Source organism: Geobacillus kaustophilus (genome assembly GCF_000948285.1).
Lineage (GTDB): Bacteria > Bacillota > Bacilli > Bacillales > Anoxybacillaceae > Geobacillus > Geobacillus thermoleovorans_A.
This window is the reverse complement of record NZ_JYBP01000003.1, coordinates 2,844,698-2,865,602: the sequence shown is the minus strand read 5'-3', so window position 1 is coordinate 2,865,602 and position 20,905 is coordinate 2,844,698. Positions and strand designations below refer to the sequence as shown.

26 protein-coding genes and 2 pseudogenes are annotated in these 20,905 nt (G+C 52.7%); 16 read left to right on the top strand and 12 right to left on the bottom strand.

The features are described 5' to 3' along the window. Positions 1 to 138: 138 nt before the first annotated feature. Positions 139 to 1,299, bottom strand: a pseudogene (locus LG52_RS14820) (ISL3 family transposase). A gap of 218 nt (positions 1,300 to 1,517) precedes the next feature. On the opposite strand from LG52_RS14820, the gene LG52_RS14815 reads away from it, so the two are divergent. Continuing rightward, positions 1,518 to 2,138: a DUF47 domain-containing protein gene (locus LG52_RS14815; RefSeq protein WP_015375717.1), complete on the top strand. Its 621-nt coding sequence runs from the start codon at positions 1,518 to 1,520 to the stop codon at positions 2,136 to 2,138. Positions 2,139 to 2,155: 17 nt separating this feature from the next. Further along, the gene (locus LG52_RS14810) at positions 2,156 to 3,154 is read left to right on the top strand and encodes an inorganic phosphate transporter (protein WP_044732504.1); all 999 of its coding nucleotides are present in this window, start codon (positions 2,156 to 2,158) and stop codon (positions 3,152 to 3,154) included. A 45-nt stretch (positions 3,155 to 3,199) separates the two neighbouring features. Here LG52_RS14810 and LG52_RS14805 read toward each other — a convergent pair whose 3' ends face one another. Further along, positions 3,200 to 3,808 carry a biotin transporter BioY gene (locus LG52_RS14805; RefSeq protein ID WP_044733298.1) on the bottom strand — a complete coding sequence of 203 codons (609 nt, stop codon included), beginning with the start codon at positions 3,806 to 3,808 and terminating at the stop codon, positions 3,200 to 3,202. 158 nt (positions 3,809 to 3,966) lie between these two features. Here LG52_RS14805 and LG52_RS20365 point away from each other — a divergent pair, with 158 nt between their 5' ends. Further along, complete coding sequence (locus tag LG52_RS20365; RefSeq protein WP_197074554.1) at positions 3,967 to 4,125, top strand: hypothetical protein; 159 nt, start codon at positions 3,967 to 3,969, stop codon at positions 4,123 to 4,125. 761 nt (positions 4,126 to 4,886) lie between these two features. Here the strand turns inward: LG52_RS20365 and LG52_RS14795 are convergent. Next, a pseudogene (locus LG52_RS14795) lies at positions 4,887 to 5,306 on the bottom strand (IS982 family transposase); the annotation flags it as partial. A 349-nt stretch (positions 5,307 to 5,655) separates the two neighbouring features. On the opposite strand from LG52_RS14795, the gene LG52_RS20360 reads away from it, so the two are divergent. Then, positions 5,656 to 5,808, top strand: a complete 153-nt coding sequence (locus LG52_RS20360) for a hypothetical protein (RefSeq protein ID WP_197071932.1) — start codon at positions 5,656 to 5,658, stop codon at positions 5,806 to 5,808. Between the two features lie 30 nt (positions 5,809 to 5,838). Here LG52_RS20360 and LG52_RS19935 read toward each other — a convergent pair whose 3' ends face one another. From LG52_RS19935 to LG52_RS14775, 4 genes are all read right to left on the bottom strand, one after another. Further along, complete coding sequence (locus tag LG52_RS19935) at positions 5,839 to 6,081, bottom strand: hypothetical protein (RefSeq protein WP_156133433.1); 243 nt, start codon at positions 6,079 to 6,081, stop codon at positions 5,839 to 5,841. Positions 6,082 to 6,174: 93 nt separating this feature from the next. Then, entirely contained in the window at positions 6,175 to 6,525 is a 351-nt protein-coding gene (locus LG52_RS14785) for a hypothetical protein (RefSeq protein ID WP_044732501.1), read from the bottom strand. 120 nt (positions 6,526 to 6,645) lie between these two features. Further along, positions 6,646 to 7,968 (bottom strand): ArsB/NhaD family transporter, encoded by a 1,323-nt coding sequence (locus LG52_RS14780; RefSeq protein WP_044732500.1) that lies wholly within the window; start codon positions 7,966 to 7,968, stop codon positions 6,646 to 6,648. 20 nt (positions 7,969 to 7,988) lie between these two features. Continuing rightward, positions 7,989 to 8,426, bottom strand: a complete 438-nt coding sequence (locus LG52_RS14775) for a hypothetical protein (protein WP_044732499.1) — start codon at positions 8,424 to 8,426, stop codon at positions 7,989 to 7,991. A 371-nt stretch (positions 8,427 to 8,797) separates the two neighbouring features. On the opposite strand from LG52_RS14775, the gene kapD reads away from it, so the two are divergent. The 3 genes from kapD to LG52_RS14760 all read left to right on the top strand — a co-directional run bounded on the left by kapD (position 8,798) and on the right by LG52_RS14760 (position 10,289). Continuing rightward, positions 8,798 to 9,418, top strand: coding sequence for a 3'-5' exonuclease KapD (gene kapD / locus LG52_RS14770; RefSeq protein ID WP_044732498.1), 621 nt, complete (start codon positions 8,798 to 8,800; stop codon positions 9,416 to 9,418). 75 nt (positions 9,419 to 9,493) lie between these two features. Beyond that, complete coding sequence (locus LG52_RS14765) at positions 9,494 to 9,709, top strand: hypothetical protein (protein ID WP_044732497.1); 216 nt, start codon at positions 9,494 to 9,496, stop codon at positions 9,707 to 9,709. Positions 9,710 to 9,764: 55 nt separating this feature from the next. Beyond that, positions 9,765 to 10,289 (top strand): superoxide dismutase family protein, encoded by a 525-nt coding sequence (locus LG52_RS14760; RefSeq protein WP_044732496.1) that lies wholly within the window; start codon positions 9,765 to 9,767, stop codon positions 10,287 to 10,289. Between the two features lie 161 nt (positions 10,290 to 10,450). Here the strand turns inward: LG52_RS14760 and LG52_RS14755 are convergent, their stop codons facing one another. Further along, positions 10,451 to 11,674 (bottom strand): MalY/PatB family protein, encoded by a 1,224-nt coding sequence (locus tag LG52_RS14755; RefSeq protein ID WP_082055755.1) that lies wholly within the window; start codon positions 11,672 to 11,674, stop codon positions 10,451 to 10,453. Between the two features lie 88 nt (positions 11,675 to 11,762). On the opposite strand from LG52_RS14755, the gene LG52_RS14750 reads away from it, so the two are divergent. The 4 genes from LG52_RS14750 to yugI all read left to right on the top strand — a co-directional run bounded on the left by LG52_RS14750 (position 11,763) and on the right by yugI (position 14,221). Continuing rightward, positions 11,763 to 12,026 carry a DUF1871 family protein gene (locus tag LG52_RS14750; RefSeq protein ID WP_044732495.1) on the top strand — a complete coding sequence of 88 codons (264 nt, stop codon included), beginning with the start codon at positions 11,763 to 11,765 and terminating at the stop codon, positions 12,024 to 12,026. A 54-nt stretch (positions 12,027 to 12,080) separates the two neighbouring features. Then, positions 12,081 to 12,581: an Lrp/AsnC family transcriptional regulator gene (locus tag LG52_RS14745; protein WP_025949995.1), complete on the top strand. Its 501-nt coding sequence runs from the start codon at positions 12,081 to 12,083 to the stop codon at positions 12,579 to 12,581. Continuing rightward, entirely contained in the window at positions 12,578 to 13,750 is a 1,173-nt protein-coding gene (locus LG52_RS14740) for an aminotransferase (RefSeq protein ID WP_044732494.1), read from the top strand. Before LG52_RS14745 ends, LG52_RS14740 begins: the two co-directional genes overlap by 4 nt. A 105-nt stretch (positions 13,751 to 13,855) precedes the next feature. Continuing rightward, positions 13,856 to 14,221 (top strand): S1 domain-containing post-transcriptional regulator GSP13, encoded by a 366-nt coding sequence (gene yugI, locus LG52_RS14735; RefSeq protein WP_044732493.1) that lies wholly within the window; start codon positions 13,856 to 13,858, stop codon positions 14,219 to 14,221. A gap of 106 nt (positions 14,222 to 14,327) precedes the next feature. On the opposite strand, the gene LG52_RS14730 is transcribed toward yugI, so the two are convergent. Next, on the bottom strand, positions 14,328 to 14,561 hold the full coding sequence (locus tag LG52_RS14730) for a DUF378 domain-containing protein (protein WP_011232397.1): 234 nt from the start codon (positions 14,559 to 14,561) through the stop codon (positions 14,328 to 14,330). Between the two features lie 149 nt (positions 14,562 to 14,710). Between LG52_RS14730 and LG52_RS14725 the strand changes: the two genes are divergently transcribed. Together LG52_RS14725 and LG52_RS14720 are read left to right on the top strand one after the other, a co-directional pair. Further along, on the top strand, positions 14,711 to 15,874 hold the full coding sequence (locus tag LG52_RS14725) for an iron-containing alcohol dehydrogenase (RefSeq protein ID WP_044732492.1): 1,164 nt from the start codon (positions 14,711 to 14,713) through the stop codon (positions 15,872 to 15,874). Between the two features lie 529 nt (positions 15,875 to 16,403). Further along, positions 16,404 to 17,753: a glucose-6-phosphate isomerase gene (locus LG52_RS14720; RefSeq protein ID WP_044732491.1), complete on the top strand. Its 1,350-nt coding sequence runs from the start codon at positions 16,404 to 16,406 to the stop codon at positions 17,751 to 17,753. Between the two features lie 51 nt (positions 17,754 to 17,804). Here LG52_RS14720 and LG52_RS19930 read toward each other — a convergent pair whose 3' ends face one another. Then, entirely contained in the window at positions 17,805 to 17,960 is a 156-nt protein-coding gene (locus LG52_RS19930; RefSeq protein WP_156133435.1) for a hypothetical protein, read from the bottom strand. 54 nt (positions 17,961 to 18,014) lie between these two features. On the opposite strand from LG52_RS19930, the gene LG52_RS14715 reads away from it, so the two are divergent. Then, positions 18,015 to 18,419: a YugN-like family protein gene (locus tag LG52_RS14715; protein ID WP_044732490.1), complete on the top strand. Its 405-nt coding sequence runs from the start codon at positions 18,015 to 18,017 to the stop codon at positions 18,417 to 18,419. Here the strand turns inward: LG52_RS14715 and LG52_RS14710 are convergent. Next, positions 18,416 to 19,411, bottom strand: coding sequence for a potassium channel family protein (locus tag LG52_RS14710; protein ID WP_044733295.1), 996 nt, complete (start codon positions 19,409 to 19,411; stop codon positions 18,416 to 18,418). The genes LG52_RS14715 and LG52_RS14710 overlap by 4 nt on opposite strands. Before the next feature lie 111 nt (positions 19,412 to 19,522). Between LG52_RS14710 and LG52_RS14705 the strand changes: the two genes are divergently transcribed. Then, positions 19,523 to 19,723, top strand: coding sequence for an H-type small acid-soluble spore protein (locus LG52_RS14705; protein WP_044732489.1), 201 nt, complete (start codon positions 19,523 to 19,525; stop codon positions 19,721 to 19,723). A gap of 270 nt (positions 19,724 to 19,993) precedes the next feature. On the opposite strand, the gene LG52_RS20660 is transcribed toward LG52_RS14705, so the two are convergent. Beyond that, the gene (locus LG52_RS20660; RefSeq protein ID WP_044732488.1) at positions 19,994 to 20,287 is read right to left on the bottom strand and encodes a hypothetical protein; all 294 of its coding nucleotides are present in this window, start codon (positions 20,285 to 20,287) and stop codon (positions 19,994 to 19,996) included. A 91-nt stretch (positions 20,288 to 20,378) separates the two neighbouring features. Between LG52_RS20660 and LG52_RS14695 the strand changes: the two genes are divergently transcribed. Beyond that, positions 20,379 to 20,879, top strand: coding sequence for a GNAT family N-acetyltransferase (locus tag LG52_RS14695; RefSeq protein WP_082055756.1), 501 nt, complete (start codon positions 20,379 to 20,381; stop codon positions 20,877 to 20,879). Positions 20,880 to 20,905 lie beyond the last annotated feature (26 nt).

Sequence of the window (20,905 nt, the reverse complement as noted above, 5' to 3'; positions counted from 1 at the left end):
CGAGCCGAAGCGGACGTGCATAGCTTCGGCTTTTGTTTGGCACTATAGTACATAGCACGAAAAGCGAACAAAATGTAAAGTTAGTGTAAATCTATTGTAAATTTGGTTCATCACCAAAAGATGTACTTGCACCTGCCATTAAAGTATGTTAGTCGTTTCTAACCGAACCCGTAATGCAAAACGCTGGATATTTCTGTATCCATATCCTCGACGTTTGATCAGCTTGATCTTGTTGTTCGTTCCTTCCATTTTCCCATTCGAGTAAGGGGATAAAAATGCAAGAAACGATTTCTTCTGTTCGCTTGACGAGCGCTTTTGCAATCGTGCGCACAACCGAACAAGGACAAAACGAATACCGATGAATCCAAGACTCCAAACGTCGTTTCGCCTGTTGCTCGTCTTTGCTTTTGGACACATAACGAAAATGTTGGAGCGATTGGTAGACCGACTTTAAGTCATCGCTTTCATTACACCATTCTCGTACGATTTGACGTTCTTCCTCCGTCAATTTCTCTGGGCATGTGCTCAATAAACGGCAAACGTAACGAACATTTCCGTGTCTCTTGCTTCCTTTGTCTACATATTTGCGGCAACGATCTAAAGCATCCGTAAACAGCTGAATGACATGGAAATAATCGACCACGTGTGTCGCCTCTGGGCAAACCCCTTGAATGGCTTTTTTCATCGCTGGGGCTAAATCGCTTACGACATACTGAACAGAACGAGACACATGCGCCAACGCACGTCTGATGGCTTCCTCGTTCTTTCCAGCTTCGATGGCATACCCTTCTCCCGTCTCGGCATCCATGATCGCCACTCCGTAGTCATGCCCTTTTCGAAAGGCAAATTCATCGACACAAACCGCCTTTGGTTGGATATCATTCGATAGGAAGGAAGGGGCATGGGTATAAAACCAACGTTCCACGGTCGTGTAAGGGAGTTTGAGCATCCGAGCTACTGCCTGAATGGATGTCCCGATGCAAGATTGCGCCACCCATTGCTGAAAAGCGTCTGTTGCCACACTTGGAGGGGAGATTCCTGGATAAGACGTGCTGAACGTCATGCCACACGTACTACAACGTCTGCGCTCGACAGGGAGTTCAATCCAAAAAATCCCGATTCGTTGAGCATAGCCATGCATCCATTGCTTCTTTTTTCCTGTCATTTTGATCGTGCGTTTCAAGCCGAGCATTGTTCAGGTAGAGAAAGTTCGAAAATCCAACGATCTCCTTCTTTTCGCACCTTTTGAATCAAAACATCTGGTAAATCGATAAGTTCTTTGATAAACTGAGCGTACATGCGAATTTTCCTCCAATGGTTTGGTTTGGTCACCTTTACCATACAGGAAAATTCGCATTTTTTGTACCCTCTATTTTCGCTATGCACACCGATCTTAAATCATCAAGTACAACTTGTGGTGAAGAGCCGTAAATTTTCTCTTTTTGTATTGTAAATGGATTTTAAATTGTTACAATAAGTAGCGGTGATTTTGATTTCGTAAATGGAGGGTGTCCGATATGATTTTTTCACCGAAAAAAGACGTGTTTTTTGATATGTTGTTTACGATTTCGGAAAATGTGAAGGAAGCGGCGCAATATTTTGTCGAGTATAAAATTCAAAGCGTAAGCGACTTGAAAGAATTTGCCCGCGTCATGAAAGAGTATGAACGAAAGGGCGATTCATTCATTCATGAACTGGTCGTCCAATTGAACAAAACGTTCATTACGCCGATCGAGCGGGAAGACATCCACCAGTTGGCGATGAAAATGGACGATGTGCTTGATGGATTTGAGCAATGTTCGGCGCGGTTTGAAATGTTTTCATTTACGGACATCGATGAACATATGGTGAAGTTTTTTGATTATATTTACCAAAGCACGATTGAAATCGTCCATGCCCTCGAGCTGCTTGCGAATAAAAAATTGCTCGATATGCGCCAGCACGCCATTAAAATTAAGGATTATGAAACGAAGTGCGACGAAATTTTGCGCGCGTCGATCAAAAACTTGTTTGTGACGCAAAAAGACCCGATTAAACTCATTCAATACAAAGAGCTTTACGAAATGCTCGAAGAGATTGCCGACAGCTGTGAAGATGTCGCCAATACGTTAGAGACGATTATCATGCGCAACGCATAAAAGGGGACGTTGGTTTTATGGATGCGATCCTGATTTTAACCATTCTCATCGTTATTTTTGCTTTGGCGTTTGACTTTATCAACGGCTTCCACGATACGGCCAACGCCATCGCGACATCGGTGTCGACAAGGGCGCTCACGCCGCGTCAAGCCATTATTTTGGCTGCGACGATGAACTTTATCGGCGCGCTCACCTTTACCGGCGTCGCGAAAACGATTACGAAAGACATTGTCGACCCATTTGCGCTGGAAAATGGGCCGCTCATTATTTTAGCAGCGTTGACATCAGCCATTGCCTGGAACTTGATCACGTGGTATTACGGCATTCCGAGCAGCTCTTCGCACGCGATCCTCGGTTCGGTCGCCGGGGCAGCGATTTCCGCGGCTGGAGTTGGGATTTTGAATTATAGCGGATTTTTGAAAATTTTACAATCGCTCATTCTTTCCCCGTTTTTGGCGTTAGGGGTCGGCTTTATCATTATGAGCATTTTTCGCTTTATCTTTAAAAACGCCAACTTATACAGCACGACGAGGGGCTTTCGGATGTTTCAAATTATGACCGCGGCGTTTCAGGCGTATACGCACGGAACAAACGATGCTCAAAAAGCGATGGGGATCATTACGATGGCATTAATCGCCGGCGGATACCACGCGACGACCGACATTCCTGAATGGGTGCGCATTTCTGCCGCCTTGGCCATGGGATTGGGAACGGCCGTCGGCGGGTGGAAGATCATTAAAACGGTGGGAGGAAAAATTATGACAATCCGCCCGATCAATGGAGCGGCGGCTGATTTGTCGTCCGCACTCGTCATTCTTTCAGCGACGATGTTCCACTTGCCGGTCAGCACGACGCACGTCATTTCCTCGGCCATCATGGGGGTTGGCGCCGCCCAACGGGTCAAAGGAGTCAAATGGGGTGTCGCGCGCCGCATTGTGCTCACCTGGATTATTACATTGCCGATTTCGGCGTTGATTGCCGGATTTGTGTACCAAGTTCTTCGCTTGTTTTTCTGACAAAAAGCGCACCTGTTGTCCAAAACAGGCGCGCTTTTTTTGCGTTTAGGCGGCCGAGCGGCCGGCAGCCGAGGAGCGTCCGATCGCCCGGCAAAGCCTTGGGGCGATCAAGCCGGCGACGATCGACAGGAGAATGTCTTTTGGCAATGGCGCGAGCATCCAGCTCCAAACCATTCCGTACGAAAGTCCCGCCGGCGCTTCCGCCCATAATTTGTAAGCCATATACATCCAATTCGTTCCAATGACATAGTTGATCACCATGCCAACGAGTGCGGCGATGACGAAACGGGCTTTTGCCGCGGGCTGTGAGCCGCGGTTAATGATCCATCCGGTCGCATAAGCGGCAACGATAAACGAAAGGATGAAGCCAAACGTCGGTTCGAAAATCATCGACAGCCCGCCTTTGAATTTGGCAAACACCGGAACACCCGCGAGGCCGACGAGCATATAGACGATCATCGCCACCGCACCGAGCCGCCGCCCTAACACCGCGCCGGCCAGGACGCAGAAAAACGTCTGCAGCGTAATCGGCACACCGCCGACGACAAGAAACGGCGCCCATGACGTAATGTTCGCCCCGATCGCCATCAAGGCGACGAACATGGCGGCGAGCGTCATGTCAATCGGTCGAAGCGAAGTGCGTTGTTCGCTCATATGTAAACCCCCTTGCTTTTTATCGTTAACAAAATCATATAGAACAATCGGCATCATGTCAATTCCTTTTTCTCTCAATGGATGATGCCATATGCCTTTGGGAATGCTAAACAAAAACGGGGCAGCCAGGGCGGCTGCGCAAAGGAAGGAGGATGGCGATGGAGCGGTTCCTCCCGGACGAGGAGCTGAGATGGGGGAGCAAAATGGGGGCGAACGAAGACATCATCCATACAAGCAAACACGACGACGGCTACGATTTGCGCACCCCGGCGGAAATCGGGGCTCGGCAGCCGACGGATGAAAACGGCAATGCGTGAAGGTAGTGAAGGATTGTGCGCGGATGGACGGGAACATGGTTGTCGAAGAGAGGCCGGACGACGGGCGATGGCGAAATGGCCATCGCTCGTCGTGTTGGGTGGAAAGGGGTGAGGAAACATTCGAGTTGTTGTGTTTATGATAGACGTTCATAACGAAACTTTTTCATTGATATCGAAAGGATGCAAATGTCCCCACGTATGGAATGTCGCCGCTTTCATACAGGCCATTGTTGTGGTGGCGATGCGAAAAACATCCAACCGCGTTTTGGACACCATCTTGACACAATCAAAAGTACACCAAGGCATGAGAAGGATGGATCAGAAAAAACGCAAAGTCATTGAGATGGTGTTTTCGATTCTCGTGCCCCCTACCACGGCATTCGGGCGAATTCTATTGCGGAGTTTGAGGTGCCGATGACATCTTGTTGGTTTACTCGCTGGTCACACTAGGGCTTTTAAAAAATGGTAATAGGGACTCTTTTTTTTAAAATTTCCGATAAAATATAATTGTAAATATATAAAAGTGGAGGAGGGATTTGTATTTCATATATTGGTTCATCACCGCAACCTGTACTTGACAAGCGATATGTGGGCTGATCGGGAATGTGTCCAAAATCCATATTTTCTTCAATCAAGAAGATCTGTAAGACTGATCCTCTTTGTCAACCGAAAGGAATATGAGTGATCAACTAATATCATTCGTGAAGAGAGATTGTTTTATGAAGAAAATATTGTCTTTTACTCGTGGTGCTAGTTGAACCCTAACGCTCAACTAGCCCAAGTGTTACAAGTGAATACACCAACAAAATGCCATCTAGTGCTACCTCAAACCCCGCAATCGAATTGGCACGAATTTCTGTGATACGATACTGGTCAACGAGGACAGAGAACACCGTTTCAATGACTTTACGTTTTTGTTTGAGCCATCTCTCCCATGATGCCGATGGGCGATGTTCCTGGTTTTGGCGAGATGGAGTCCAAAAGGCGATTTGGTACGCTTTATACAACTTTTTTTGCCATTCGCTGCTGATAAATCCCTTGTCTCCCAAATTAAATGGATGAGGAATTTGAGTCATGACGGTTTCTGCTGCGGCTCGATCGTGACAGGACGCTTCCGTCACCACGTATCCCATCGGCAGTTCTTGATCGGTCACTTGAAGATGAAACTTAAACCCGTGGTGCTGCTAGTTGAGCGCTAGCGCTCAACTATATAAAAGAATTTCCGATCTCCATGCCCCGTCTTTATCACCTGACAAGCTGGCACGGTGGCAAGAAGAGCGAACAATGCCATGTAAAACAAAATTGCAACTTATATAAAACCGTACTGGACGACGGTAAAAATCATACGGTATTACGTGATTATTATGATCAATATATATATGACGCGTATCACTTTGCCTACAGTGACAGCAAGCGCACCAATCTGAAAAAAGTATATATTTCCGACGATATGATCAAAACGACGGGCAATGTATTGGATACATTCTGATGAAGGAGAATCGGTTTCCATGAATCGAAAAAAAGTTTGTCTTGTTTGTTGCCGTGCTGATGGTCATTTTCTTTTTCGTCTACATGTTTGAAGAACAAGTGCTGCGCTTTTTAGACTACAAGGTGGTCAAATTGACGATGTTGATTTCTTTGATCACGATTATTGTCGGTGATGTCATCTATCGACGCACGTAATCGGATGCACAAAGGAAACGGAAGGGGCTGTCAGGCGACGATGCCCGGCAAGTTCGTTGGGGCGTTGGCGCTGGACGGTGATGAGACGATCGCCGTCTTTTTTGGTTTACTAAGGTCGGCGGCTGGATCAAGAACCGTTTGTGTGTGAAAAGGGGTGTCTGCCTGCTTTGCCTGGCGCGGCAAGTCGCAAACAACGCCGCCTCCAGCGCCGTGCATGGTCTGGAAGCGGCGTTGCCGCGTCGGGCGCGACCGTCTTGAACGGATTTCCGCCAATCGTCAAGCCGCGGCCAAAGCGGCGAATGCGAAAAGCGAAGGATTCCTGCGAACCGTTTTCTCCCATTTCGCCCGCCGCCGTGATGGCGAAGGCTACCCGCCAAAAGGCGGAAACACGTTCCAGCGCAAGCCGACAACGAGCTGGCAGCACGGAAACGCGCCTGGCGGCGGCGACAGCGTCAGACGGATGCCGTCGGGATTGAAATACACGTCCGTTTTGGAGTGGATGCCGAGCGAGCGGATCAGGCGTTTCACTTCCTCCGTTTTTCCTTCTTGGGCGGCCGACATGACTGAGGCCGCGAACGAGCGCGATTCGGCGAGTTTTTTCAAAACGGCGGCGGCATCGTTCATCAGCGCCTGCGCCGTGGCGGCGGACTGGGAAAAGAGCGCCGGGTCGATCGGGGGATACGGGCTGGCCGGCATCCGCGGGAAATGAACGAACATGGCCGCTTGAGCCTCCTTTATAAAAATGGAATCGATAATACGATATGTGCGAATATCAAAAAAGGAGCGAAACCTTCATTCGGTTTCGCTCCTTTTTTCTGCGTCCGCGCAGGCGTGGCGCTACAAATAGCGCAGCCATAAATAGGCGTGCGACAAAAGCAAGGCGATGAGCGTCAGCGGCGCGCCGATTTTCAAAAAATCAACGTATGTAAAGCCGTGCCCTTCGCGTGACGCCATGCCGGCGACGATGACGTTCGCCGAGGCGCCGATGAGCGTCCCATTCCCGCCGAGGCAGGCGCCAAGAGACAAGGCCCACCAAAGGACGTCGATTTGCGGGGCGTCCGGGGATAAGCCCATGCCGACGGCCATATCTTGAATGAGCGGGATCATCGTGGCGACGAACGGGATGTTGTCGATCGTCGCTGAGGCGATGCCGGACAGCCAAAGGATGAAATAGGCGGCCGTGGAAATATCGCCGCCGGTGACATCGAGCGTTTTTTCGGCCAATGATTTGATCAGGCCGATGTCAACGAGCCCACCGACCAAGACGAACAGACCGGCGAAAAAGAAAATCGTGCCCCATTCGATCGAATGAAAGACATCCTCCAGTTCGTGCTCCGGCACGGCGATGAGCATGAGCACGACCGCTCCGGTCATGGCGATGACGGCCGCATCGACATGAATGACCGAATGAAAAATAAAGCCAAGGATGGTCAGCCCGAGCACGGCGACCGATTTGCGCATCAGCTTCGCATCTTGAATATAATCGGCGTCGCGAAGCTCTATCAGCTTTTGAATCAACGCAGGATCGGTTTTCAGCTGCTTGCGGTAAACGAATGCGAGCAGCGCGACCGTCACAATGGCGATGACGATGACGATTGGCGTCAAGTTGAACAAGAAAGCGTTGAAATCGAGATGCTTGTTCGCCGAGCCGATCATAATGTTCGGCGGGTCGCCGATCAATGTCACCGTGCCGCCGATGTTCGACAAGAGCACTTCCGAAATCAAATACGGCACCGGATTGACTTGAAGGAGGCGCGTAATGGAAAATGTCACCGGCACAATGAGCAGGACGGTGGTCACGTTGTCCAAAAATGCCGACAACAGCCCGGTCAACAGTGAAAGCATCACCAAAATGCGGACCGGGCGGCCTTTGGCGAGTTTCGCTGCTTTAATGGCCATGTATTGAAAAAAGCCGGACTTGCTCGTAATGCCGACCAAGATCATCATTCCGATCAGCAGCGTGATCGTTCCCCACTCAATATGGTGGGTGAACGCTTTTTCGATGTCAACGATGCCGAAGATGACCATGAGCGCCGCCCCGAGCAAGGCGATGACCGCGCGGTGGATTTTTTCAGAAATGATGATCGCGTATACAACCAAGAAAACGGCAATGGCAAAATAATATTGAAGATTTGACACGTGTGCGGCAGAATGATCCATTCGTACTCCTCCCTTTCCAGTTATGTCGTCATGTTGTGAAAACCGCTCCCGCACGCCGGGCATGTCCAATCACTGCGCTCGCTGGCGGCTTCACGAACATAAAACGCAAATGAACAATGCGGACAAGGGATTTCGCGCACCCGATCCATCAACATCCGCCGCCTCGGTTCGGCTGGAGCATTGGTGTCAATGATCTCGACATGGATGTCGTCGCGCGATTCGTCTTCCGCGATCACGTTTCCTTCCGCTTCATCTTTTGTGCGCCAGCGGCCGCCGAGCACATGCTGCTCAAGTTGGCTGTGCGAGGAATGTTCAAGCATTTCTTCAGCCAGTTTCATGTACTGGCGGTCCGTCAGCCCGCTGAACGGAAGGTTCTTCTTCTGTTTTTTCCAATACGCCCGCAGTTGGTCTTCGGTGAAAATCCATGTAACAATCTGATGAATCACGACATTTTTCATCCCATCCACCCTCCTTTTTCTTGATCATATCATAGAAGGCTGGTGATTTAACAGGAAATGCGGCTCAACCATAGCATTTCTTCAATGCATCAACCTTATAAATGCTGCTCTTCTCTTCACTCAAGAACCATCGGTTTAGGGGAAATGGTTGTTTTTCGCGGATCTTATAAAGGGTGGGGGAGAAAAAACGATTGGCTTGAATGGGAAGCGTCCATCCGCCCTTCTTCTTTTTCGCCAAGGCTTTCGTTGATTCCTACGGCATCCGCCTCTTTTTCGCCATTTTCTGAAAAAAGAAATAAACAATCGCTTCTGCGTGATATAATAATAGTAAGACGGACGGCAACAGCGTGCCGGAAAGGGGGGAAGCGACGATGGACAGCCCGCAATATTTGTTTCTCGATTTTGAATTTACGATGCCGGAGACGAAAACAAACCCGAACGGGTTTTGCCCGGAAATTATTGAAGTCGGCCTTGTCGCGGTTGTTGACGATCAGATCATCGGCCAATTTTCTTCCTATGTGAAGCCGCTCCGCTTTCCGCAGCTCACGGAACGGTGCAAGTCGTTTCTCAACATCACCCAAGAACAAATCGACCGCGGAATGAGTTTTTATGAGCTGGTTTCCTTGCTTCGGCAATATGACCGCGAACGCCCGACGACAGTGATGACGTGGGGGAGCATGGATATGAAAGTGCTCCGGGAAAACTGCCAATCGGCGCAAGTGGAATTCCCGCTTACGGGCGAGCACCGTGATTTAGCCATGGAGTATAAGCGGTTTTTCGGCAACAAAAATCAAACCGGATTGCGCAAGGCGGTGCAAGAGTACGGCAATGAGGCGGTTGGAAAAGCCCATTGCGCGCTCGATGATGCGTTCACCGCGTATACGATTTTCCGGCTGGTGGAAAACGATAAAAAATATTTGGCGAAAACGAAACCGCCGACGATCGGGGAACGGATCGATTTGACCCAGCTGCGGAAAAAATTCGCTTTATAGCCGGCTGCGTTGGCAGCGGCTTTTTTGTGCTATAATGGGAATGGACAATTTTGCGGCAGAAAGGTTGTTTTCGTGATGTGGCCATTGGTGTTGAATTTGTTTTTGTACTTTCCGGAAGATAAACGCGAATACATTCCCGCGGCGATTTCGTTTGCCGTCTTTTTCTTGATGGCGGTGTTCACGATGCGGCTCATCATCGTCATTTCCCGGCGGCAGGAGAAGGAAGCGAAGCGGCTTGAAGAACAGCTGCTTGGAAAACGAGAGGAACGGAAGGAGCCGCCCGGAGTATAAACGCGTCTCCCTCCGGCAATACTGGCGGATAACAAGTGATGCTGGAGGGTGGTTCGTGTTGCGGAAAACGTACGGTGTGGTGCTCGCGGCGGCGTTCGTGCTGTCCGGATGCGGCCAAGAGGATGCGACGAGCCGGAAGGTGGAGATGATCAATGCGGACGGCGATTCGATCGGTGTGATCGAGTTGACCGAACAGGCGGAAGGGGTGCGGCTGAAGCTTGATTTGGAAGGCCTCCCGCCGGGGGAGCACGCCATTCACATCCATGAAAAGGGAAGCTGCAAGCCGCCTGATTTCCAGTCGGCCGGCGGTCATTACAATCCGGACGGGAAAAAGCACGGCCTTCTCCATCCGGAAGGGGCGCATGCCGGTGATTTGCCGAACATTATTGTGAACGATGACGGCACGGTCCATGTAGAGCTGACAGCGCCCCACGTGACGCTGAAAGAAGGAGAAAAAGGTTCGCTGCTCACAAAAGACGGAACGTCGATCGTCATTCATGCCAAGAAAGACGACGGCATGACCCAGCCGGCGGGAGATGCGGGCGGGCGGATCGCCTGCGGGGAAATCAAGTCGTCGTGAAACAGGGGCTCTCGCGAGAGCCCCTGTTTCACGTTTTTGGCGCAACGCAGCGGTCAACCGGTGCATCTCTTCATTGATTTTAGCGCATGACAGCAGCCGACAGGTTCGGCTCCTCTTTGAGTTTAGAGCAAGGCGGCGGCCGACCGGAGCGGCCCTTCTTTTTAGTGCAGCGCCATCGCCAGCCGCCGCAGCCCTTCCTCGAGCGTCGGGCGCGGGCAGGCGATATTCAAGCGGATGAAGCCGACGCCTTCCTGGCCGAATTGGCTGCCGAACTCGACGGCGAGTTTTCCTTTTTCCAAAAGACGTTTCTTCAGCTCCGCCTCGGAAAGGCCAAGGCCGCGGCAATCGATCCAGACGAGATACGTCGCTTGCGGACGGACGGGGCGAAGCTGCGGCAGCTTGTCCGCCAAATAGGCAGCCGTCATGTCGATGTTTTGCCGCAAGTAATCGAGCAAGGCGTCAAGCCACGGCCCGCCATGGCGATAGGCCGCTTCCGCTCCGATGATGGCGAACGTATTCAATGTAAAAAAGCCGTGCCGCTGCTGAACGCGGCGGAACGCCCGGCGCCGCGATTCATCGGGAATGATGACTTCCGCCGCCTGCAAGCCGGCGAGGTTGAACGTTTTCGTTGGCGCGCGGAACGTCGCGCTTTGCGCGGCCAGCTCCGGATGAAGAGAGGCGAACGGCGTGTGTTTGGCTGGCGGAAACGTTAAATCGGCGTGAATTTCGTCGGAAAGGATGAAGACGCCGTGTTTCAAACAAAGTTCCCCAATCCGTTCGAGCTCTTCTTTTGTCCATGATTTGCCCCCTGGGTTGTGCGGATGGCAAAGGATGAGAAGCCTAGCGCCGGGCAGCTTCCCCTCCAAGTCGTCCCAATCGATGGCGTAGTTGTTTTCCGTCAAGCGAAGCGGGCTGAATATGAGCGTGCGGTCATGGCGGCGGACGAGATCAAACAGCGGCCGGTAGACCGGGGAAAAGACGATGACGCGGTCCCCCGGTTTGGAAAACGCTTCGATGGCGGCGGCGACCGCCGGCACAACGCCGTGGGCAAACACGAGCCAAGACGGGTCGATCGCAAAGTCATGACGGCGTTTGAGCCATTGGCACACCGCTTCTTTGAGTGAATCGGGAATGACGGTGTAGCCGAACACGCCGTGTTCGATTCGGATCTGCAGCGCTTCTTGCACTTCTTTGGGCGCGGGAAAATCCATATCGGCGATCCACATCGGCCATACGTCTTCGCAGCCGAACACCCGATGGACATCATCCCATTTCACTGAGAGCGTCCCTCGGCGGTTGATGACGCGATCAAATGGAAATGCGGCTTCATCTTCTCGCCAGTCTGCTCCATTGCTGGCGGGGCTGTTTGAGTCAAACGGAAACATGGTTGCATCTTCTCCCTTCTTTTTTTCGAATCGATGGCTTATAATTGGTTATATCATAGCATCAAGAAAGAAGGTGGATGGCGGCGGCATGGACGGACAACAGTTGAATCGGCTTCTTCTTGAGACGATCGGCGCTTGGGATCCGTTTGGCCTTGGAAAAGACGCCTACGACGTCGAGGCGGCCAGCGTGCTCCAGGCGGTGTATGAGACGGAAAACGCCCGCCTGTTGGCCGCCCGCATTCAGTCCATATATGAATTCGCCTTTGACGAGCCGATTCCTTTTCCCCACTGCCTAAAACTCGCCCGCCGGCTGCTTGAATTAAAGCAAGCGGCGTCCTGTCCGCTCCCGTGATGACGACAGGCGGCCGGTTTGGCGAAACCGACCGATGAAATGGAGGGATGTTGGGTGAAATTGAGCGAAAAAGAGCTGGAAATTATCGAAATATTGGAAAAAGATGCGCGAACGCCGATCGATGTGCTGGCGAAGATGGTCGATTTGCCGGTCGAGGAAACGGAAGCGCTCGTCAAAAAGCTGGAAGAGGCGAAAGTGATCGTCCAATATACGGCGCTCATTGACTGGCGGAAGGCGGACGGCCGCGAAGGGGTGACGGCGATGATCGACGTCAAGGTGACTCCGAAGCGCGGCGTCGGCTTTGACGAGGTGGCGGAACGCATTTACCGGTTCCCCGAAGTGAAATCGGTCTATTTAATGTCCGGCGCTTATGATTTGTCGGTCGTCATTGAAGGGCGTTCGATGGCGGAAATCGCTCAATTTGTTTCCGAAAAGCTGTCGACGCTCGATTCCGTCATTTCGACGACCACTCATTTCATTTTGAAAAAATACAAACATGACGGCATCGTCTTTGACCAAGGAGATCAAGATCGCCGCATCGTGGTGTCGCCATGAAGCCGCAAACGAGAAAAACGTATGTGTCCAAGACGGTTGCGGGCTTGAAGCCATCCGGCATCCGCCGCTTTTTTGACCTTGCTTCCAGCATGGACGGCGTCATTTCGCTCGGCGTCGGCGAGCCGGATTTTGTCACGTCCTGGAGCATTCGCGAAGCGAGCATTTTGTCGCTCGAGCAAGGCTATACGTCGTATACGGCCAACGCCGGGCTCTTGGAGCTCCGCCAAGAAATCGCCGCCTACTTGCGCCGCAAGTTTCATGTCGACTACTGTCCGGAAACGGAAATTTTCGTGACGGTTGGGGCGAGCCAGGCCATCGACTTGGCGCTTAGGGCGATCATCAACCCGGGCGATGAAGTGATCATCGTCGAACCAAGTTTTGTCGCCTACGAGCCGCTTGTCGTGCTCGCAGGCGGGAAGCCGGTGGCCGTTCACACGTCTGGCGAAGACAAGTTTCAGCTCAATCCGGTGCACCTTGAGCGGGCGATCACCGAGCGGACGAAGGCGGTCATCATTTGTTCACCGAACAATCCAACCGGAACGGTGCTCAGCCCGGCGGAGCTTGAAGCGATCGCCCGTCTGGCTGAGGCGTACGACTTGCTCGTTGTTGCCGATGAAATTTATGCCGAGCTGACGTATGAAGGAGAGTATACGAGCATGGCCGCTGTTTCTGGCATGCGCGAGCGGGCGATTTTGATTTCCGGTTTTTCGAAAGGGTTTGCGATGACCGGATGGCGGCTCGGGTTTGCGGCAGCGCCTGACGAGATTTTGCAGGCGATGTTGAAAATCCATCAGTATGCCATGATGTGCGCGCCGACGATGGCGCAATACGGGGCGCTTGAGGCGCTTCGCAACGGGGAGCGCGATGTCGTCGAGATGCGCAACAGCTACCGGCGGCGGCGCAACTATTTTGTTGCCTCGCTCAATGAAATTGGATTGCCGTGCCATTTGCCGGGCGGAGCGTTTTACGCCTTCCCATCCATCAAGCCGACCGGTTTGACATCGGAGCAGTTTGCTGAGCGGCTGCTCATCGAAGAAAAAGTGGCGGTCGTCCCCGGCAACGTCTTCGGCCAAAGCGGGGAAGGCTATATCCGCTGTTCATACGCCTCATCGCTTGAACAGCTGCAAGAAGCCATTAAGCGAATGAAACGGTTTTTGGCGCGCCTGTAATTGGGGATGTTCCGCCGTCGGCGGGGCATCTTTTTTTGGGTTTGCTGTCGGTCTATGTTATAATACAAAAACATAGACGAAATTCATCAAGTAGGAGTGTTTCGCTTGTCAACGATCAAACGAGGAGCGATCGTGAAAGGGAAGGTGACGGGCATTCAGCCGTATGGCGCGTTCGTCCAGCTTGAGGACGGCATGCAAGGGCTGATCCATATTTCGGAAATTTCCCATCAATTTGTGAAAGATGTGCGCGATTACGTCCATGTCGGGGATGAAGTGACGGTCAAGGTGCTTCATGTCGATCAAAAGGCGAGGAGGGCGAGCCTGTCCCTAAAGGCGCTCGAACCCGCCGGGGAGAAGGAAAAACGCCATATGCGCATGAAAATGCCGCTCAAGTCGGGGTTTCGCCCGTTGAAGGAAAAACTGCGCGAATGGATTGAGCAGTCCAAGAAAGAAAATGGGCCGAAACCATAAGAACCGTGCCCCCAGGCGGTGAAGGGGCATGGCGCTTTTGACCGGGAAGTGCCGCCAAAATCAAACACCCACCGCCAGGCGGTGAGTGTTCCGGATGCATTTTTTGTCATGTGCGCGATGTTTTCGGTTCAGTGCGCCCAAGCTCTTCTGCCGGTTTGAACAGCAGCGCCAAGTTGATCAAGCCGGCGATGCCGACCAAGCTGTAGATGATGCGCGACCAAACGGAGTCTTGGCCGCCGAAAATGGCGGCGACTAAGTCAAATTGGAAAAAGCCGATTAGTCCCCAGTTAATGGCGCCGATAATGGTCAACAATAGCGCAATGCGCTGCAATGCTCCCATCTTGTTTGCCTCCTTTGGAAAGTTTCTTTTCAACTTATAGGATGAATCGCAGTCATGAAAAATATGCATCGTTTGCTCCCAAAGCAGTTGGTTTTACAAACGGCAGCAGGCGCTGCCATAATCCATTCAGGAAAAAGGAGGGCATCCATATGCAAGAGTTTATCTTCCGCAACCCGACGAAACTGATTTTCGGAAAAGGGCAGCTCGAACGGCTCAAAGAAGAAGTGCCGCGCTGCGGCAAGAAAGTGCTGCTCGTGTATGGTGGCGGCAGCATCAAACGAAACGGGCTGTATGACGAAGTGATGAAGATTTTGGGGGATATTGGCGCCGAGGTCATCGAACTGCCAGGCGTCGAACCGAACCCGCGCGTCTCGACCGTAAGAAAAGGGGTGGACATTTGCAAGCGGGAAGGCGTCGAGTTTTTGCTGGCGGTTGGCGGCGGCAGCGTCATCGACTGCACGAAAGCGATCGCCGCTGGGGCGAAATTTGACGGCGATCCGTGGGAGTTTATCACGAAAAAAGCGCCGGTCACCGGCGCCCTGCCGTTTGGCACCGTCTTGACGCTGGCGGCGACCGGCTCGGAGATGAATTCCGGCTCGGTGATTACAAACTGGGAGACGAAAGAAAAATACGGGTGGGGCAGCCCGTTTACGTTCCCGCAATTTTCGATTTTGGATCCGACGTATACGATGACCGTCCCGAAAGATCAGACGGTGTATGGCATCGTTGATATGATGTCCCATGTGTTTGAGCAATATTTCCACCATACGCCGAACACGCCATTGCAAGACCGGATGTGCGAAGCGGTGTTGAAAACCGTGATCGAAACGGCGCCCAAACTGATCAACGATTTAGAAAACTACGAGCTGCGCGAGACGATCATGTACTCAGGCACGATCGCCTTAAACGGCTTTTTGCAAATGGGCGTCCGCGGCGATTGGGCGACGCACAATATTGAGCACGCCGTTTCAGCTGTGTACGATATTCCGCATGCGGGCGGCTTGGCGATTTTGTTCCCAAACTGGATGAAGCATGTGCTCGATGAAAATGTCAGCCGTTTCGCACAATTGGCGGTGCGCGTGTTCGATGTCGATCCGGCGGGCAAGTCGGAGCGCGATGTGGCGCTTGAAGGCATTGAGCGGCTGCGCGCCTTCTGGTCGAGCCTCGGGGCGCCGTCGCGGCTTGCGGACTATGGCATCGGCGAGGAAAACTTGGAGCTGATGGCCGATAAAGCGATGGCGTTTGGCGAGTTCGGCCGTTTCAAAACATTGAACCGTGATGATGTGCTCGCCATTTTGCGCGCTTCCCTTTAACGGGGGAGATGCGGTGGTTCCACTGATGAATTGATGATGGCGCCGGCTTGGCGGCTGAATCTGCTTGAGCCGGCGCTTTTCCTAATTTTCTTGGTTTGCTTGGGGCGCTTCTGATCCCACAGGATGGCGGAAAGTTAGGAGGGCGCGAAAAACAGCCGTCCCTCCCGAACCCATGGTTCTCGAATGAGGAAAAAGCACAACGTTGATCACGTTTCTTAAGGCGAGCAGCCTTTTGATTCCATCACGAGCCCCCTAGTGGGCCGGTGAAAAACGAGTTTTGTGCGCAAATCGGCGGGGGGCTCATCAGAAAAGAGGGACGATTTGGCAAGGTTTCTCTACTTGAAAAACGGTTGGGATAAGCTGTTTTTTTCACTGCATCACCATCCCGCTGGGCGCCGCTCAAGGAAATTGGCGCAGCGAACATGGCGAAAAATGAATTCGTTTCCAAAAAAGTGGGTTGCTTGATTTCCCTTGTTTATTCCGCTAAAGTGAAAGAAGGCAATGATTCTTGAAGGGGAGGCGGACATCGATGACCCACATTCGTTTTGACTATTCCAAAGCGCTCGCCTTTTTTGGCGAACATGAACTTACATACTTGCGCGATGCGGTGAAAGTCGCGCACCATTCGCTTCATGAAAAAACCGGCGTGGGGAGCGACTTTTTAGGCTGGCTTGACTGGCCGGTCGACTATGACAAAGAAGAATTCGCGCGCATCAAGGAGGCGGCGAAAAAAATCCAATCGGACTCAGACGTCCTTCTGGTCATTGGCATCGGCGGCTCATACCTCGGCGCGCGGGCGGCGATCGAGATGCTGCACCATTCGTTTTACAACGCCTTGCCGAAAGAAAAGCGGAAAACGCCGCAAATCGTGTTTGTCGGCAACAACATCAGCTCGACGTATATGAAAGACGTCATCGATTTCTTGGAAGGGAAAGACTTCTCGATCAACGTCATTTCCAAATCGGGGACGACGACCGAGCCGGCGATCGCCTTCCGCATTTTCCGCAAGCTGCTTGAGCAGAAATACGGCAAAGAGAAAGCGCGCCGCCGCATTTACGCGACGACCGACAGCAAGCGCGGCGCGCTTCGGACGCTCGCCGATGAGGAAGGGTACGAGACGTTTGTCATTCCGGATGACATCGGCGGCCGCTACTCGGTGCTGACGGCGGTCGGGCTGCTGCCGATTGCCGCAAGCGGCGCGAATATTGACGCCATGATGGAAGGAGCGGCCAAAGCGCGCGACGATTTCAGCTCCTCGGAGCTTGAGGAAAACGCCGCTTACCAATATGCCGCCATCCGCAACATTTTGTACAACAAAGGGAAAACGATCGAGCTGCTCGTCAACTATGAACCGGCGCTGCACTATTTCGCCGAATGGTGGAAGCAGCTGTTCGGCGAAAGCGAAGGAAAGGATCAAAAAGGCATTTACCCGGCTTCCGCCGATTTCTCGACCGATTTGCATTCGCTCGGCCAATACATTCAAGAAGGGCGCCGCGATTTGTTTGAAACGGTGTTGAAGCTGGAAGAACCGCGCCATGAGCTGATCATTGAAGCCGAAGAAAACGACCTTGACGGACTGAACTATTTGGCCGGAAAAACGGTTGATTTCGTCAACACGAAAGCGTTCGAAGGGACGCTGCTCGCCCATACGGACGGCGGCGTGCCGAACTTGGTCATCACGTTGCCGAAGCTCGATGAATATACGTTCGGCTGCCTCGTCTACTTCTTTGAAAAAGCATGCGCCATGAGCGGCTACTTGCTTGGGGTGAATCCATTTGACCAGCCGGGAGTGGAAGCATACAAGAAAAACATGTTTGCGCTGTTGGGCAAACCGGGGTACGAACAGTTGAAAGAAGAGCTGGAGAAACGGTTGAAATAACAAGGAAAAGAAAGCCTCTTCCACCTTTGCGGAGGAAGAGGCTTTTTCGTCTTAACGTTTTGCGTCTCGTTCACCCTTTTTCACCATTCCCAGGCGTTCTTGGCAGGCCTTTTGCAGAAGCTGTGAAAAGTTAATTCCTTCTGACTCTGCCGCATCATTTAACCATTTGGGGATCGTCAATGTTTTCTTGACCGCTTTGTTTTCCATCTCGTCATAATTGCCGCTAAACAGGAAACGATAAAAAGAAAGGAGGGATTGTCCATGATTGAAATTCCATCCCGATTAGAAGGAAAACAGTTCCAGCTTTATCATTTGGAAGAGCAGCTGAAGCCGCTCGGGTACACGATCGGCGGCGGGTGGGACTACGATCACGGCTATTTCGACTACAAAATCGCCGATGACGTGGGCTACCAGTTTTTGCGCGTGCCGTTTCGGGCGGTCGACGGGCAGCTTGATTCGCACGGAACGACGGTGGAGCTTGGGCGGCCGTTTTTGCTTGCGCATAAATACCAACGGGGCATCGACGATTTCGCCGATGTCGGCAACATCAGCGCCTCATTCAATCAGTTTGCCGAGCCGCAAGACCCGGATGCGACCGTACCCGAGCGATACATTTCCGTCGGAAAGGCGCTTGTCCAAGAACTGGAGCGCCGCCTGCTCGATTAAGGGGCAAGCACGAACAGGCGGTCGCTTTGTTGAATCGGGCGGTCCGGTGCAACGGAAATCGCTCCGTGATCTCCGTGGATGACGCCAAGCAGCGTCACGTTTTGCTTGAGCAGCTGCTGTTGAACGGCGGTGAATGGCTGGCCGATTTGCTGTTCGTCTGGCTCAAGAAGGCAGAACGTCTGTCCATCCAGGCGGTAAAGCGCCGTCTCCCACACGCTGGCGGCGCCCGGCGAGCGAAGGCTGGCGGCCATGGCGAAACTCGCCAGCAAGTTTGTCTGAATCACCTCATCCGCCCCGGCGCGGAAGGCGTTCTGGACGTTTCGGCCCGTTAGGATTTCCACGATGGCATACACCGACGGGTTGAGGCTTTTGGCGGCAAGCAGCGTCACAATTGTATCTTTATCGGCTTCCGCTTCCGCTTTATGCGGATCAGCGGTGATGAGCAAAAAACGCGCTTCTTGAATATTGGCCTTCTCGAGCACCGCATCGTCGCTTGCCGTTCCTTTAATGAAATGAACCGGCGCGTTCAGAAGCGGGTGGGACGGAACGGTGGCGTCGATGAGAACGAAGCGCATGGAGGCGTCGTGCCGCGCGAGACGGAGCAGCACCTCACGCGCCCGCTCGTTCCAGCCGACGATCACCGCATGGCCGCGTTCTGTATACCGGAGCTGTCCGCTTGTAAAGGCGGTTTCCCGGGCGGCAGCCGCGGCGGAGACGGAAGCGAAATAAGCGGTGAGGATGCCGGTGCCAAGGACGATGAGCCCAATGGCAACGAGTTTTCCAGCGACCGTTTTCGGGGCGATGTCGCCGTAGCCGATTGTCGCCGACGTCACAATCGCCCACCACACGCCGTCGAACACCGTGCGGAACGTCTCGGGTTCAATGAAGCGCATGAGCGCGCCAAACAGCATGATCAACGCGCTCGCCGAGACAAACAGACGAAGCACGGGCGGCCAGCGCCAATATGATAACAGCACGTTCCTTGTTTTCATCGTCCACCTCTCTTTTGCTTTTGTCTTTTTTAGTGTGAGCCGTTTTTGCATAAACATTCCTGTTTTTTTCCATACTAGGAAACGGAACATCACAGAAAGGGGACAGTGGTCATGGATATGAACCGTGTCAAACAAATCGTTTCTTCCCCTGCCGATATTCCGGTGTATTACAACGGCGTGTCGGTATGGATTGACGGGTATGATGAGGAAAAGCAGACGGCGACCGTCCATTTGCGCGACGGGCGGACTGGTGAGCGCCGGGATGTGCCGGTTTCGGAATTGACGGAAGAGCGGGATGAAACGAATCCATAACGGAATTTGAAGGTGGAGATGCCTGCGAACACCGGTGCATTCACTGGTTTTTGGCAGGCGGGCCCGTCGTCCCAACGGTGAACCCCCACTGATGTTTGGACCGCGGTCTGCGCAGAATGGAAGATAAAAGAGGCTGTCGCAAAAGGCGGGTTTCCGTTCAACATAACAAAAACGTGTCCCGGCAGTGATTTTATGCGTATATCCGATAATTCGAAAAGGTGTCCTGATCCTTGGGGGACGCCTTCTTTTTTAGGCGATGCCCCCTTCCCGTCAGGCGGAAGGGGATTGCTTGTACGCCTGGGCGATGCGCACAGCCAATAACAAGGAGCAGGCGAGAAAAAGCAAGTCATCGACCGCATAGGCGAGACGGTAGCCGCCGGCGGCAAACAGCATGCTGCCGGCCATCGGACCGAACGCTATTCCCATGTAGCATTGAAAGATGAGAAACGAAGAAGCCGCAAACGCCTCTCGCACTTCTGGTAAAATAGGAGTGTAAATCGTTTGCGTAAACGGGCCGAGAAACGCGGCGAGCGGCACAAGATACACGACAAGCTGGCGTTTCATGTCTTTTCCCCTTCCTTTGTCTGTACATACGTTATGATTATACTCCCGCTTTTCCTGCTTATAGAAACGAATAAAGGTGGGGGGATGCACAATGGAATCGTTTTTGATCCGCGATGCGGCCGCGGCAGATTTGCCGCACATCGTCCGCATTTATAATGAAACGATCCCAAGCCGGATGGTGACGGCGGACTTGGAGCCGGTGTCGGTCGAAAGCCGGCGGGCGTGGTTTGAGGCCCATAATCCGCACCATCGCCCGCTTTGGGTCGTCGAGGACGACGGCGCGGTTTGCGCTTGGCTCAGCTTTCAGTCGTTTTACGGCCGCCCGGCGTACCGCCATACGGCGGAGGTGAGCATTTATATCGCGGAAACGCACCGCGGCCGGGGGCTTGGGACGAAGCTGCTCGAGCGGGCGGTCGATCAAGCGCCGTCGCTTGGGATCAAGACGCTGCTCGGCTTTATTTTTGCCCATAACGAACCGAGTTTGCGGCTTTTCTCCCGCTTCGGATTTGAACGGTGGGGCTATTTCCCGCGCGTGGCGGAATTGGACGGCGTAGAACGCGATTTGGTCATTGTCGGCAAACGGCTTGTATAGAATGGGGGGAGGCGGGGAAGTCATAA